This window comes from Solibacillus sp. FSL K6-4121, from assembly GCF_038002585.1.
Classification (GTDB): Bacteria; Bacillota; Bacilli; order Bacillales_A; family Planococcaceae; genus Solibacillus; species Solibacillus faecavium.
The window spans coordinates 1529799-1543676 of the sequence record NZ_JBBOCS010000001.1 but is presented as its reverse complement, the minus strand read 5'-3'; the positions used below and the strand labels follow the sequence as shown (position 1 = coordinate 1543676).

Genomic DNA, 13878 nt, shown 5'->3' with positions numbered 1-13878 from the left:
TTTGTTCATCCAGAGGAAAATAAAAAAAGCCTCCTATGAGACTTTCTTGAAGGAGACTAAGGTAATTTAATTGTATAACCGTTGTACGCATTATTTTAGAAACTGAAGGATTGAACTCGTTAATTGATTGGCTTGTGCTAGCATAGCTGTAGATGCCTGAAGAAGCACCTGTTGATTAGTGAGTGTAACAATTTCTTTGGAAATATCGACATCCCGAATTTGAGACTCCGCATTCGTTAAATTTATTTTATAATTGGAGACATTTTTTTCGATATGCTGCAATGCATTTTGATAAGAGCCGAATTTACTCCTGTGAGATGAGGCTAATTGGATGGCTTCATCTATTTTAAGAATGGCTTTCTGGGCTTCTGTATAAGGATCTAATTGAAGATCATCCACACCTAATTTATGTGTTCTTGCGTCAAATAATTCTATCTTCATCGTTTGTCCACCTATAGCACCTACTTGTAAAAACAGTGTTGCCATTTTCTCTTCTTCTATAATTGTTCCAGCAGATCCTCCGATTGAGCCGCCAATGACAGTACTTAATTCATTGCCCCAATTTGCATTACTAAGATCAATGGATTTCCCTCCTGTATTTGAAGCAAGCTCTGCCAAGTCCGAAAATCCTGAATAATGAATCCCGTGTACTTGTATTCCCTTCGTATTCAGGTTCGCCAATGTAGAATTTTTCATGGTATTATCGTCACCTACTTCATTTGTAACGAAAATAATATGCTTATTTTGTAAACCAGCCTTATTTTCTCTGAAATCATAGGAATCTACCACTTTACTAATTGCAGCCATCGTATTTTCCGTAGCACCATCATTTGTAGTGGCTATTCTGTTTATTTCATTGCTTAAGGCTTGTAAATCATTTGTCCACTTGCTCCCGGAAAAATAACTTGCTATAAGTTTTCATTTATCTTTTGTCTAATAAAAAAAAGACCCTAGCATGGCTAGAGTCTTCCAGACTGTAGACAAACTCGAAGAAATTCGAGTTTGCCTACAGTCTTTTTTGTTTTAAAATAAAGTTAACTAATGAAAACCGTTGATTTCCATTCCAGGGGACGCGTTTCGCGGGCGGGTGCCAATCCTCCTCGTCGCTACGCTCCTGCGGTGTATCGGCAGTCCCGCTTTTCCCGCAGAAGTCGCCCCTTCCATTCCAATCAACTTGATCTATTCTATCTAATAAAGTTTATCTAAATCAAAGAGGTGTCCCGATATGATGACTAAAAACCAAATGAATGAACGTAATCAATTAGAAATGTTGACGATTGAACAGCTTGTCCCAGAAAATCATCTTGTTCGTAAATTAGATGCAGCCATTGACTTTTCGTTTGTATATCCATTAGTTGAAAACTTATATTCACCTTTCGGTAGACCAAGTATTGATCCTGTTGTTTTATTCAAAATGACGATGATTCAATACGTTTTTGGTATTCGTTCGATGCGTCAAACGATTAAGGAAATTGAAACCAATGTAGCGTACCGTTGGTTTTTAGGGTTCGGTTTTCATACAGAAGTGCCTCACTTTTCAACGTTTGGGAAAAATTATGTGCGGCGTTTTGAGGATACAGATGTATTTGAACAGATTTTCTATCGCATCTTGAAAGAAATTGTTGATGCGGGTTTATTATCAGCTGACCATATCTTTATTGACTCCACGCATGTTAAGGCAAGTGCGAATAAACGAAAATTTGATAAAAAGATGGTTCGAAAAGAGACACGTGCCTATGAAGAAAAGCTACAGGAAGAGTTAAACATAGACCGTGAAAAGAACGGAAAAAAGCCGTTTCCACCGGAGAAGTTTGAAAAGGAAGAATGGAAAGAAATCAAAGAGAGCACAACGGACCCTGAAAGTGGTTACTATGTGAAGGACGAACGGACAAAACAATTTGCCTATTCATTTCATGCAGCGACAGATGAACGGGGCTTTGTATTAGGAACGATTGTGACACCTGGCAATATACATGATAGTCATATGCTGCAACCGCTTGTTGAAAAGGTCATTCATCGTGTGAAAAAGCCTGTGGCTGTTGCTGCGGATGCTGCTTATAAAACGCCTGCGATTGCGAACTTTTTATTAGAAAATCAAATGTTGCCTGTTCTTCCTTATACAAGACCAAAAACGAAAGATGGCTTCTTCCGTAAACATGAGTATGTCTATGATGAACATTATGATTGCTATATTTGCCCGAATGACCAGATGTTGCGCTATACAACTACGACGAAAGAGGGCTATCGCCAATACAAATCGAATCCAGCGGTTTGTGCAGACTGCCCATTTCTAGCACAATGTACAGAAAGTAAAAATCATACGAAAATGATTCAGCGACATATTTGGGCAGATTATCTGGAAGAAGCCGAACATCTTCGTCACCATCATGAAATAAAATCCATTTATGCAAAACGAAAAGAGACGGTTGAACGTGTCTTTGCGGATGCGAAAGAAAAGCATGGTATGCGATGGACAACGCTAAGAGGTCTAAAAAAATTGTCCATGCAGGCGATGCTTACTTTTGCTGCCATGAATTTGAAGAAACTTGCCACATGGACTTGGCAAGGGGCTTAATAGAGGGAATATTCCCTCGAAGAGGAGAGCCTTTACAGAACTTTTGGAACTAATTTGATATGAGAAATGACAAAAGGCATCGAGAGACGAGCTCTCGATGCCTTTTGTCGACAATCTGAAAGACCCTAGCATGGCTAGAGTCTTCTTTGTTATGAAAATTAACGTAATAATTGTAATACGCCTTGTGGTTGTTGGTTCGCTTGCTTTGCGACTGTAGCTTTCACTTACAGAATAGACTATATCTTCACCCTAAATTCTTAGGGGCTGGGCACTTCGAACAGCTGTTGCTGCCCTACGGATTTCATTGTCATAGCATATGCCTTAGACCGTATATCCTAGTCGTTGAACCTTCTCCAAAGTTTCCTTACAGGAGCTTGGCTGCTGATTATCCATTGGTTCATCCTCATCATTTTCAAACCTTCACGCTAACCGTTTCCAGTTACGTTGTGGTTGATGGAGCTTTAGGAAATTCCAGCAATTCACCCAGTTATACTCTTATCCGTTACCAGATAAGACGCCCTTCCATCAATTATCTCAAGAGTTGTAACACGCCTTGAGGCATTTGATTTGATTGAGCTAACATTGCTTGTGCTGCTTGAGAAAGAATTGAATTCTTAGTTTGTTCCATCATTTCTTTCGCCATATCAACGTCACGGATACGAGATTCCGCAGCTGTTAAGTTTTCAGAAGATGTACCTAAGTTGTTGATTGTGTGTTCTAAACGGTTTTGGTATGCACCTAAACGAGAACGTTCAGCAGAAACAGAAGCTATTGCTTGATCAACAACTTTAATTGCAGCACTTGCTTTAGTTGAACTTGATAAGTCTAAAGCATACTCTGGAGTACCTGCTGCACTAACATCAGTTAACTCATTTGTAGCACCTGTTGCTGTAAAGCTTGCACCGGTAACCGGATCACTTACATCAATACCTGCTGCTGCTGCACTGCCTGTAGTTCCTGAAACTCCTAAAGCTGAAGAACGCATATCATTAATTTCAACCGAGAATTGTTGACCTTGGTTAGCACCAATTTGAAGAGAAACGGCTCCACCAGGCACTGCAGGAGTTCCCGCACCTCCAGCTGCTGCAGTTAGAGCATACGTAAATGTATCATTAGCGGCAGCCCCTGTAAGACCAGAAACATCAACAGTCATACCATTTGTTGTAAAACTAGTAGTACCAGTCCCGATAGCAGTGTCAGTAAGAATATCATTAGTTCCACCATCAATCGAATAACCAGTAGCTGTTTTCTGTACAGTAAGCGTAACATCTGTAGTACCTGTATAAGTACCTGCAATCGTCATGTTACCAGTAGCAGTAGGAGTTCCGGTAGGCGTCATATTAGCAGGTGTAGTTAATGTAGTAGCAGGAGTTCCCGGGCCAGCTGGTACTGCAGGTGTTCCTGTACCAGTTTTTGTTCCATCTAATAATTTCTGAGTATTAAACTCTGTAGTATTACCGATACGGTTAATTTCAGAAGTTAATTGGTTCATTTCTTTTTGAATTTCACCGCGGTCAGCAGTTGTATTAGTATCGTTTGAAGCTTGTGTAGCTAATTCACGCATACGTTGTAAGATAGAGTGTGTCTCATTTAAAGCACCTTCTGCAGTTGCAATTAAAGAAATACCATCTTGCGCATTTTTAGCAGCCATATCCAAACCACGGATTTGCCCACGCATTTTTTCGGAAATTGCTAAACCAGCAGCGTCATCTCCAGCTTTGTTAATACGTAAGCCTGAAGATAACTTCTCCATTGATTTTGATTGCTGTGTCGAAGCAGCGTTTAATTGACGGTGTGTGTTAAGTGCTGCAATATTGTGATTAATTCTCATTATTATTTCCTCCCTGGAATGTTTGACCCACGTCCTTGTGGGCAAATTATGTTTTATGTAGAAGAGAAGTTAGCCGGCCGGTCTGGCTTCTCTTGCTGACACTATTAATATCGGACGAAGTAATTTTTGTTTAATAGTTTTTTAATCTTTTTTTCCTTAATTTTATTTCAACTTATTAAACAGCGATAAATCTTTTACTGCTGCCTCTGTATTCGAATCCGATATATCCTTCCTCAGTTCGCCGCGAATGATATCCACATGCCGTGGTGCGCTGATTCCTACTTTCACCTGGTCGCCTTTCACTTCGGTAATGACGATTTCAATCTCTTCATTAATACAGATTGTTTCGCCTACTTTCCGTGTTAATACTAGCATGTGATCACATCTCCTTTTTCTCTATAGTAAACTGATGACGGATTGCGTAATCTTCTTCTAAAATAATTTGCTTCGCTTTTTGATTCTCGATATTTAATATAATCGGCGCCTTCAAATTCACCGTAGAATTCTCAAGTGAATCCTTTAATGACACAATATTAAATACTGCGACTTCCTTATCACTTTTTAAATCAAGTGCCTGAGTAACCGCTTCATCCAGTTCAAAGCCATAATCTGCATTTATCAAGTACGGACTTGTAATAATAAATGCTAGACCTGCTGTTTTTATTGACTGCAGTACTTGGAATACACTTTCCTTTGACAATGGCAACTGAATAAATTCCTTTTCATCTTCAAAACCTGGTAAACCATGCTCAAATTTAATGATTTGGGACGGGTTAACTTCAACTTCTCCCATATAAGCAGTTGTAATATTCATCGTATTCTCCTTTATACAAGCCAATCAATTTTCAAAGACGGATATTGCTGAATTTCCACATTCACTTTCCCTGGTGTGTAGTTATGAATTGGCTTGTTCGTTTTCGTATTGTTTATTACTTTTTGCGGTTCCACCTGAATATCAGCCGAACCAGGTGTGAAATTTATTTTAACGCTATCGGCTTGCGGGATAAATTTGATTCCTAAGTTTGAATACGGCTGTCTTCCAGTTCTTTTTGCCTGCTCGGCAAGCGGATTGCCGCCGTTTTCAATTTTCATAAGCTCGCTGCCTTCTTGTGCTCTTCTTGTCAGTCCATCCATGGCGGTTTGTTTACTGTACTGCGCAACTTCAGCTGTTCTGCTGCGCGAGCTCTTTAAATCGAGGCTTTCACGCATTTCAATCGAATCGATTAATAATGTTGATTTTCTTGTTTGTATCGACATCTCAGCTTTCGGTTGCTGGATATCCAAATAGGCTTTTGGCTGTTCCATTTGCTGGACTGGTCTCTGTGTCGTCAGTCCGATTTGTCCTCTTGTCGTCTGGATTTGAATTTGTGGGATATTCATATTGTTGCTCCCTTCAAAGAAAGCGTTTGGCACAGGTTGTCCAAACGCTTTTTTTATTATCTTAAAAAGTCTGTTAATGTTGGTTGAATAATTCGTGCTCCTACAGATAGTGCAGCACGGTGAATCGATTCCTGTGTAATCATTTGCGTAATTGTTTTTTCATAGTCGATGTCTTCGTTTTCAGACATTCGCTTCGTTGCGATGACTTCCTGTGACTGCAATCGTGTATCCATTAATTCCACACGGTTTTGGAGTGCTCCTATTCCTGCTCTTGTTTCAAGGAGCTTGTTCATGTTTTTATCGATTGTAGTGATATGTTCTGATAGCTCACTGCCTGTTGCACCGCTTTGAATCGCTGTACTGATATTTTCAAACATTTTATCAAATTCTTTAAACACATCAATCGGTGTACTGTTGATCGGAAGCAAAATACCACTGAAAACTTCAATTTCGATAGATTTTTCAAACGCTGGATCATCTACAAAATTTTCACCATCAAATGGTGGAGTCGTTGTTTTTGTCCCACTGAAAATATAACGGTCGCCAATTTTTGTGTTCGCCAAGTTTTGCACATGCGCTCTCAGTTGCTGAAGCTCACTGTCAATTTTTTTGCGGTCATCTGCTGTCATTGTATCAGAAGAAGCCTGCACCATCAGCTCATTTGCCCGCTGAATCGTTGAACCGATTTTATCGAACGTGTCGTCTGTTGTATCCAGCCAGTTATGTGCTTCGCCGATATTTCTTGAGAATTGCTCGACATTATTCAGCTCCGCACGGTAGTTAATCCCTTTCATCGCTGTTACAGGATCATCTGACGGACGGTTCACCTTTTTACCTGTATTTACTTGCTCTTGAAGCTTTCCCATTGCTGAATAGCTGTTTGATAAATTGCGCAGCATATTGTTTGATAGCATGGATTGTGTTACACGCATTTTGGTCTACCTCCTATAATCCGGCGCGGCCCATGCCGTTAATGATTTTATCGAGTGTTTCATCGATTACGGTAATCATACGGGCATTGGCATTGTATGCCTGCTGGAATGTAATCATATTTGTCATCTCTTCATCAATCGATACTGAACTTACTGAGTCACGACGTTCTTTAACCGCCTGCTGTAATGTTGCTGCATTATATTCTAGACGAGCTGCCTGTTGACCATCAACGCCAAGTTGACCAATCAGTCCTTCGAAATATGTTTGAACACTCAAATTCTCTAAATCTTGTAATGGCGTAAACTTCATATTTGCTAGTTTTAATGCATTTTTGCCGTTTCCTGCTTCTGCATTGCCAACAGCTGAATCTGAAGCTGCGATCTTGTTTGGATCTTTAATAATCGTTTCGGATACATAGATGTTTTCTGCTGTAATACCAGTTGCATCTAGCGTACCTTTTTGCACAAAGAAGTCTACTCCTTGTTCACCTTCTAAATCCGTTCCACTGTTATGAATTTCATTAAATTTAGTTGCAAAGGCCTGTGCCATCTTATTTAATTTATCAATCATTTCAGGGAAGAGACCTATTGTATCTCCATTAGTATCTTCATAGCCAAACGAATTAACCAATGACTTAAATTTACCGATATCACTTAGATTATTGATGTCAATAGATGTTCCTGCTGTTGACCAATCTCCTGGAAGGGCAGCATCTTTTCCTTCACTGTCCAATGTCACAAGGGAAATTCCTGTCATATCACCAGTTGGTGTTACCCCATCTGCTGCATTGTCTGTACGAAATTGTGCGTAATCCTTCCCATCAACGAGCTTTACCTTTGTTCCGTCTTTCAATAGAAGAGACACCCTAACCGGTCCTTCAGCTATAGCCAGTGAATTTCCGCCGGAACCCTTTTCCGAACGCTTCACTTCAATTGGGAAGTGATTGGCCAGCTCATCTATTAAATTATCACGTGCATCATATAAATCATTTGGCATAAAGCCATTTGGTTCTACCGCTTGGATTTGCGCATTTAAATCACCGATTTGTTTTAAAATCGAGTTTGCATCTCTTAACTGAATGCCGAGTTCTGCGCCCGCATTATCCCGAATTTTTTTTATTGAGTTATACATGTAATTGAACGAGTCTGCTACTGCAATCCCGCGCTGTACTACAACCGCACGCGATCCTCCGTTTTCCGGTCGGACATTTAAATCCTGCAGAGAGTTCCATAATTCATTCATTGATTGTGCAAGACCATAATCAGAAGGTTCATTCAATACATCTTCTAATTGACTGATTGAATGCGATCTTGCCTGCCAGTAACCAAGTTTATGCGATTCCTGTCTGTACTGCTGATCGACAAAGCTGTCACGAATACGCTGCACAGAATGCGCCTGCACGCCTGTCCCAATATGCCCCGCTGTTTTCCCTGTATTTAAACCCGATCCTGGAAATCCCGGTGTAGTTTCCATATTCACTCGTTGACGAGAATAGCCTTGTGTGTTGGCGTTTGAAATATTATGTCCTGTTGTATATAGTGCTGATTGTTGCGTATATAGACCGCGCTTACTTGCTTCAAGTCCCATAAATGTTGAACGCATTGTAGGACCTCCCTTTTAAGTATGTTTGTATCGAATTTGCTCCTAGATGGAGGCACCATTTATATCAAATCATCTGATATTCTTCCCATAAAAAACGCATGTATCGCTCCCGCTGCATGCGGAAGCTTACATGCGATTAGGCTTTAAATTCATTGAACGATCGTTTTGTAACTTCTGAATTGCCGCGTATTTCAGCACCAGAATAATTAAATTGCTCAGTACGTTGCGGACGCATTGCATCTAATGTCACGTTGATAAATTGGAGTGAATTGAGTACCATTTTTTGATTTAAATCATTTTGCATTTTCAGCTGATTTAGTAGTGCGACTAAACGCTCGCGAACATTTACTAACGCTTCTTTTGATCCACTATTTTCAGCAGCCTTGATCACATCGGCAACAGACGGTGTGTCAGTGAGAGCAATTCCTTTTGCTCGGAGGTAGTCCGTTACCATCGACTGACGCTGTTGTTCAAGTGTATTAATTGCCGCTACATGTGCCTGTTCATTTTTTATGAGCTGATCAAGCTTTTCCATATCACCTTGCTTAATGTACTCCGTTTTCGCAAGCGCTAGCTCCAGTAAACTTTTATGCATTTTCTCTAGCTTCTCCAACGTGACGACTATATTGGCAATTGACATGTATTTAAGCGCTCCTTATTTCTGAATTTTTGATTAGCCGCGATAAAATTTCAGCATATCTTCTGCGACCTTTTTCGCGTCTACTTTATAATTTCCTGAATCAATATCTTCTTTAATTTGTTTCACACGCTCTGCACGTTCATTGGCATATGTTGAAGATGCCTGCATTTCTTTTGCTTTTGATGATATTTCAATATGATCTGCAAATGTTTTTGGAGTCTCTGCATTTTTCACAGGACGGGCTTGCTTATTGTAAGTGTTGATCGCCTGTACATTAATTGGATTAATTTTCATTTTAAAGACCTCCTTTTTATTAAAAGCATTGTCTGTTCTTTATTTCGACTACTTCATTGAATTGTTTATGCTTTATTCTAAAAAACACTACGAATGTATTAAAATTATAAGCCTATTTTATGAAAAATAAAAACGAAGTCCTATGAAAACGACTTCGTTTGGGAAATTATTTTTTGTCTGAAAGGTATGTGGTACGATCTCGACGCTTAATATCATTACGAAACTCTTGGGCTGCTTCAAATGTACGTAACTCTGACTTTAGTTCACCTTGGCACTTATCGCATAGCTTGCCTGTAGATGTTAATCGGCCGCAGTTATCACATGGGTAGCCTAGACTTGGAAATACGGCCGGATGCAATCGACCTTTCCGAACCCATTTATATAACATTTCCCGGTCCACACCAGTCGCTTCTACAATACGATCGACATTCGCTGCACGGTTTTCGCGCTTACGTAAAAAACGATAGACGACCTGGTACATATCCTCTTCTTTTTGCGCACAGTTATGGCATACTTCCCTCAAACCCGTATAATTAAAAAACTCTTGGCATACAGGACAATTACGTAATTCTGCCATATACATCCTCCTTTTTCGTACAATCCCTCTAATAGTTCATTATACATAATCTATAGGTAATTAGATTGACAACTTTTCAAACTCTTTCAAGGTGACCAACGTTAGCCATGGATGAGTGTCAAGCCTTCAACTGTTTTTGCGCCAGCTTGCAGTAACGCTCTTTTGGCATGGTTTAAAGTTGTACCTGTCGTATAAATATCGTCCAATAAGAGTAAATTTTGATCTTTTATTGCTGGGGCGTTCACTACTTCAAAGAGCTGTGGTGTCTGCAGTCGCTGCTCTCTTGTTTTTAACGATTGCTGCTCATTGGAAAGTTTCTTTAAATGATGAGCAAAGGGAATATTGGCTGCTTTAAGTAATTCATCGATATGAGAAAATGTTCTTATTTTCAAATTTTCAGGATGCATCGGTATAGGAATAATGAGCCTTTTTACATTTTTTAGCTGTTCATGGAGAATTCGATTGAATGCGTGAGCAAGAACGATATCATGCAAAAATTTATAGCGGTGCAAGTAATCTTTCATCGTTTCATTATAATGGTATAAAGACACGACTCCTTCTTCCTGTTGCTGTTCAATTCGATGAAAGCGCTGTTCACAGCGAGGACAAATTGTTTGAGGTAATGTATTTCTTAGAAGTTCTTCCCACCCGAAACTTTGGTTTAGTTCACGTTCACAAAGTAAGCAATGCTGGATAGGCTTATTCATAGTGATTCATCTCCAGTATTTTCTTGCGCGCCTGATCCATTTCCATCGTGATGCCATGATGGAAAAATACAATATCACCTGTCGGATACTGCACATTCCGTCCGACTCTCCCGCTAATTTGAATCAGTGCACTGGAAGTGAAAACAGGATTTTCAGCTCCAACGACTGCTACTTGTACGTTTTTTAACGTAATACCGCGCTCTAATATCGTAGTCGTTAATAAACCTTTCCTTTCTTCATTGCGTAATTGCAATACTTTCTCTTTGCGGTCAGGGTCTTCTGAATGGACACTTTCAATTGTCGGATCGATTTGCTGAAATAGGGGTATCGCTTGTTCCATTAATTCAATGGTCGGGAAAAAAATTAGGAATGGCTGTTGATTTTGTAGCCTTTGTTCTACCCAGTTTTTAAGCTTTTGAGGGATTTTCTGTTTGTGAAATGCTTTTTCATAATTCCATAGAGCCTGATATCGTGGGACAGGCAGTAAATACCCATGAAATCTTCGTGCGATAAAGGAGTAGCCCCATTTTTCATTTCTTTGCTGAAGGAGTAGTTTTGTTGAAGGAGTGGCGGTCACAAAGGCGATTGGTGCATCGGCTTTTTTTGCTTTCATTACTGAACGCTGCAATGCTTCGTCATATGTGTAAGGAAAAGCGTCGGCTTCATCCACAATCATCACATCAAAGGCATTTTCAAACCGATAAAGCTGATGGGTCGTTGCAAGTATTAGCTGGGCAAATTGTGTATCATTTTGTGCGCCACCATATAGTGCATGGATTGATATATTTTGAAAAACTTGTTGAAAGCGTGGATAAAGCTCCAGCACAACATCTGTTCTCGGCGTTGCTACACATACTCTTTTTCCTGCTTTAAGTGATGCGTAGATAGGTGCGAATAGGATCTCTGTTTTTCCAGCACCGCATACTGCAAAAATAAGGTGGTTACGGTTTTGCTTCAAGCTAGTGAGGAGTTCATCGGCCGCTTTTAGCTGATGAACCGTTAGCTTTCCAGTCCAAGTAAATTCAACATGAGATTTCTGAATTCGAGAACGAGGCTGCCGATTTTTCCACAGGATTAATTCATCACAGCTGCACATACGCCCCATAGTAATGCAATGACGACAATAATGACACGTTTTCTGGCATTTAGCACAGTAAAAAGAAATAAATTTTTGCCGTTGTTCATTTAAACAGCGCCGACATTTTAGCTTAGACTCTGTAATAACGGCCGGGATAATTTCAAAATATCCTCGTTTGATATATGCCTCTATTTTTGCTTGTGGAAATGGGGTATTAAGGAGTGACCAAATTCGACCGGTGAAGAAATGCTCAATGGCAGGCTCGGGTATAAAACCGTAGTAGCGGAATGAATTCAAGAGGAGACGCGAAAGCTTGTAACGCCTTTTTATAGTTGCTGTAGACATAGTTTTTACTCCTTTTCTGTTTAAATTTTTAATTTATGGGATAAATAATTGATACCATACTCTTTAAAACAAGAAAAAAACAGCCACTCTACCAATAAGTTAGTAGTGACTGTTTGTGCATAGTTGCATTACTTTTTAATCCAGCCCATTGCAATGGCACCTTCACCTAAGTGTGTACCGATAACCGGGCCGAAATAGCTAAGCGTGAAATCGACTGTTGGATAAGCAGCCGCTAGTGAACTCATCCATTCGCGAGCTTCATCTTCGCAGTTGGCGTGAATAACTACTGCTTGAAGTGCACCATACTTTTCGACCGCTGATGCTAATTGCTCTTCTACACGACGTATTGCTTTTTTGCGTGTACGGATTTTTTCGAATGGGACAATTACTTTGTTCTCAAATGTTAAAATTGGTTTTACTTGCAGTAAGCCACCAATTAATGCTGCTGCCGCCGATAATCGACCGCCGCGTTGCAGATGCTGTAAATCATCGACGATAATGTACTCATCCATCGTATGTTTCAATTCATTTAAGTGGGCAATGATCTGTTCCCCTGATGCACCTTCCAAAGCTAGTTTAGCAGCTTCCTTCACGTACATTCCCTGCAAATATGCCGCAACTTCCGAATCAAATGCGTAAATGTTAGTTCCTTCCACCATACCGCTCGCTTGTACAGCGCCTTGGAAAGTTCCGCTAATGCCGCTCGACAAATGGATTGTTACGATCTCATCATATTCTTTTCCTATTGTTTCAAAAAGCTCGACGAATTTTCCGACTGATGGCTGTGTTGTTTTAGGGAATTCCTTAGCACCACGCACTCGGTCATAAAACTCGGAAGCTGTAATATCAATTTCCTCATCATAAAACGTTCCTTCAATATTCACACTCAATGGAATCATATGAATATTGTACGTTTTTCGTTCTTCAAGTGTTAAATAGGCTGTACTATCTGTCACAATTGCTGTTTTCATTGCTCTCCCACTCTCCTATGTTCACTAGTTTACATGAACTCTATGTAATTGTGAACGAAAAAATGCCTTTTCTGTAGAGAACTTCCCTCTTTCATCGCATTTTTGTTATACGAAAAAAACATCTCGGCGAACATTTTCCCAAGATGTTTTTTCATGTATATATTAAATTTATTATTCACTGCCAATATAATAAATGCTCGAAACTTTCCAACCGTCTTCTTTCATAAATACAGTCACTTGACGACCAACCCCAGAAAGCTCAGCACCTGTTTTTATTTCTTTTGTTTCAGTCTTTAAATTGGAAAACACCTGTGCCTCTTCTTCATTGTAATTTACAATTGTTATATCTTCTGCTGTACGCTTTACATCATACTGATTAAATACTGCGGATACGGCTTGGATATCTTCATCATAATTGAAGCCTTTAGCATTTTTTGAAATAATATTTTTATAACGTTCTAAATCTTTTTCATTAAAGGCTTTTATATATTCATCAAAAGCAGATATAATATTCTTTTTTTCTTCCTCAGGAACTCCGGTAGCTTCCTGAATTGAATCACCTAAAATTTCAAAACCAACCGTACCTTCATCGATCGTTTTTTGTAATTTTTCCGGTGATGCGTCTTTTTCGTCCCCACAAGCTGCAAGTACAAATATCGACAGGACAGCTATTAACCACTTTTTCATAATTTTACAAACCTCCCGCAAAATATTTTAGCATACATTATTAGAAAAACACATCTTGTGCCAAATAGCACAAGATGATGTTTTTCTTATGTGGATTTCATTGAAAACTAACAAATATTCTCTTTATCCGCGCTAAAATTCGATGTCCCGAACATTCTCTTAAGCATCTATAACACATATAGACGAAAGTTGTTCACAGATGTTTCTTATATTGGGGATATTCGATTTTAAATATAGCTGGGAAAATTAGCAAACCTA

General features: G+C 39.4%; 15 protein-coding genes. 1 reads left to right on the top strand and 14 read right to left on the bottom strand.

What is annotated here, in order from left to right:
- Positions 1 to 90: 90 nt before the first annotated feature.
- A complete protein-coding gene (locus tag MHH95_RS07665; protein WP_340727035.1) occupies positions 91 to 807 on the bottom strand; it encodes a flagellin in 717 nt (238 codons plus the stop codon).
- A 418-nt stretch (positions 808 to 1225) separates the two neighbouring features.
- Here MHH95_RS07665 and MHH95_RS07660 point away from each other — a divergent pair, with 418 nt between their 5' ends.
- Positions 1226 to 2575, top strand: a complete 1350-nt coding sequence (locus tag MHH95_RS07660; protein WP_340727034.1) for an IS1182 family transposase — start codon at positions 1226 to 1228, stop codon at positions 2573 to 2575.
- A gap of 529 nt (positions 2576 to 3104) precedes the next feature.
- On the opposite strand, the gene MHH95_RS07655 is transcribed toward MHH95_RS07660, so the two are convergent.
- The 13 genes from MHH95_RS07655 to MHH95_RS07595 all read right to left on the bottom strand — a co-directional run bounded on the left by MHH95_RS07655 (position 3105) and on the right by MHH95_RS07595 (position 13620).
- The gene (locus MHH95_RS07655) at positions 3105 to 4406 is read right to left on the bottom strand and encodes a flagellin N-terminal helical domain-containing protein (protein ID WP_340727033.1); all 1302 of its coding nucleotides are present in this window, start codon (positions 4404 to 4406) and stop codon (positions 3105 to 3107) included.
- Between the two features lie 162 nt (positions 4407 to 4568).
- On the bottom strand, positions 4569 to 4781 hold the full coding sequence (gene csrA, locus MHH95_RS07650; RefSeq protein WP_340727032.1) for a carbon storage regulator CsrA: 213 nt from the start codon (positions 4779 to 4781) through the stop codon (positions 4569 to 4571).
- 4 nt (positions 4782 to 4785) lie between these two features.
- Complete coding sequence (gene fliW / locus MHH95_RS07645) at positions 4786 to 5220, bottom strand: flagellar assembly protein FliW (protein WP_340727031.1); 435 nt, start codon at positions 5218 to 5220, stop codon at positions 4786 to 4788.
- Positions 5221 to 5231: 11 nt separating this feature from the next.
- Positions 5232 to 5786: a DUF6470 family protein gene (locus MHH95_RS07640; protein ID WP_340727030.1), complete on the bottom strand. Its 555-nt coding sequence runs from the start codon at positions 5784 to 5786 to the stop codon at positions 5232 to 5234.
- Positions 5787 to 5842: 56 nt separating this feature from the next.
- Positions 5843 to 6718: a flagellar hook-associated protein FlgL gene (gene flgL, locus MHH95_RS07635; RefSeq protein ID WP_340727029.1), complete on the bottom strand. Its 876-nt coding sequence runs from the start codon at positions 6716 to 6718 to the stop codon at positions 5843 to 5845.
- Between the two features lie 13 nt (positions 6719 to 6731).
- Positions 6732 to 8321 (bottom strand): flagellar hook-associated protein FlgK, encoded by a 1590-nt coding sequence (gene flgK, locus MHH95_RS07630; RefSeq protein WP_340727028.1) that lies wholly within the window; start codon positions 8319 to 8321, stop codon positions 6732 to 6734.
- Between the two features lie 136 nt (positions 8322 to 8457).
- Positions 8458 to 8961 (bottom strand): flagellar protein FlgN, encoded by a 504-nt coding sequence (locus MHH95_RS07625; protein WP_340727027.1) that lies wholly within the window; start codon positions 8959 to 8961, stop codon positions 8458 to 8460.
- Positions 8962 to 8994: 33 nt separating this feature from the next.
- A complete protein-coding gene (gene flgM / locus MHH95_RS07620; RefSeq protein ID WP_191698680.1) occupies positions 8995 to 9255 on the bottom strand; it encodes a flagellar biosynthesis anti-sigma factor FlgM in 261 nt (86 codons plus the stop codon).
- Positions 9256 to 9421: 166 nt separating this feature from the next.
- Positions 9422 to 9832 (bottom strand): TIGR03826 family flagellar region protein, encoded by a 411-nt coding sequence (locus MHH95_RS07615; protein WP_340727026.1) that lies wholly within the window; start codon positions 9830 to 9832, stop codon positions 9422 to 9424.
- 101 nt (positions 9833 to 9933) lie between these two features.
- The gene (locus MHH95_RS07610) at positions 9934 to 10539 is read right to left on the bottom strand and encodes a ComF family protein (RefSeq protein WP_340727025.1); all 606 of its coding nucleotides are present in this window, start codon (positions 10537 to 10539) and stop codon (positions 9934 to 9936) included.
- The gene (locus MHH95_RS07605) at positions 10532 to 11644 is read right to left on the bottom strand and encodes a DEAD/DEAH box helicase (RefSeq protein WP_340727024.1); all 1113 of its coding nucleotides are present in this window, start codon (positions 11642 to 11644) and stop codon (positions 10532 to 10534) included. Before MHH95_RS07605 ends, MHH95_RS07610 begins: the two co-directional genes overlap by 8 nt.
- A gap of 446 nt (positions 11645 to 12090) precedes the next feature.
- On the bottom strand, positions 12091 to 12933 hold the full coding sequence (locus MHH95_RS07600; RefSeq protein ID WP_340727023.1) for a DegV family protein: 843 nt from the start codon (positions 12931 to 12933) through the stop codon (positions 12091 to 12093).
- A gap of 171 nt (positions 12934 to 13104) precedes the next feature.
- Positions 13105 to 13620 (bottom strand): nuclear transport factor 2 family protein, encoded by a 516-nt coding sequence (locus tag MHH95_RS07595; RefSeq protein ID WP_340727022.1) that lies wholly within the window; start codon positions 13618 to 13620, stop codon positions 13105 to 13107.
- Positions 13621 to 13878 lie beyond the last annotated feature (258 nt).

What these genes read in the sequence shown, in the direction of transcription:
- fliW (WP_340727031.1), bottom strand. Translation starts at nt 5,220, where the DNA reads ATGAATATTACAACTGCTTATATGGGAGAAGTTGAAGTTAACCCGTCC.
- MHH95_RS07605 (WP_340727024.1), bottom strand. Translation starts at nt 11,644, where the DNA reads ATGGGGCGTATGTGCAGCTGTGATGAATTAATCCTGTGGAAAAATCGG.
- MHH95_RS07660 (WP_340727034.1), top strand. Translation starts at nt 1,226, where the DNA reads ATGATGACTAAAAACCAAATGAATGAACGTAATCAATTAGAAATGTTG.
- flgL (WP_340727029.1), bottom strand. Translation starts at nt 6,718, where the DNA reads ATGCGTGTAACACAATCCATGCTATCAAACAATATGCTGCGCAATTTA.
- flgK (WP_340727028.1), bottom strand. Translation starts at nt 8,321, where the DNA reads ATGCGTTCAACATTTATGGGACTTGAAGCAAGTAAGCGCGGTCTATAT.
- MHH95_RS07625 (WP_340727027.1), bottom strand. Translation starts at nt 8,961, where the DNA reads ATGTCAATTGCCAATATAGTCGTCACGTTGGAGAAGCTAGAGAAAATG.
- MHH95_RS07595 (WP_340727022.1), bottom strand. Translation starts at nt 13,620, where the DNA reads ATGAAAAAGTGGTTAATAGCTGTCCTGTCGATATTTGTACTTGCAGCT.
- MHH95_RS07640 (WP_340727030.1), bottom strand. Translation starts at nt 5,786, where the DNA reads ATGAATATCCCACAAATTCAAATCCAGACGACAAGAGGACAAATCGGA.
- MHH95_RS07610 (WP_340727025.1), bottom strand. Translation starts at nt 10,539, where the DNA reads ATGAATAAGCCTATCCAGCATTGCTTACTTTGTGAACGTGAACTAAAC.
- MHH95_RS07655 (WP_340727033.1), bottom strand. Translation starts at nt 4,406, where the DNA reads ATGAGAATTAATCACAATATTGCAGCACTTAACACACACCGTCAATTA.
- flgM (WP_191698680.1), bottom strand. Translation starts at nt 9,255, where the DNA reads ATGAAAATTAATCCAATTAATGTACAGGCGATCAACACTTACAATAAG.
- csrA (WP_340727032.1), bottom strand. Translation starts at nt 4,781, where the DNA reads ATGCTAGTATTAACACGGAAAGTAGGCGAAACAATCTGTATTAATGAA.
- MHH95_RS07665 (WP_340727035.1), bottom strand. Translation starts at nt 807, where the DNA reads ATGGCTGCAATTAGTAAAGTGGTAGATTCCTATGATTTCAGAGAAAAT.
- MHH95_RS07615 (WP_340727026.1), bottom strand. Translation starts at nt 9,832, where the DNA reads ATGGCAGAATTACGTAATTGTCCTGTATGCCAAGAGTTTTTTAATTAT.
- MHH95_RS07600 (WP_340727023.1), bottom strand. Translation starts at nt 12,933, where the DNA reads ATGAAAACAGCAATTGTGACAGATAGTACAGCCTATTTAACACTTGAA.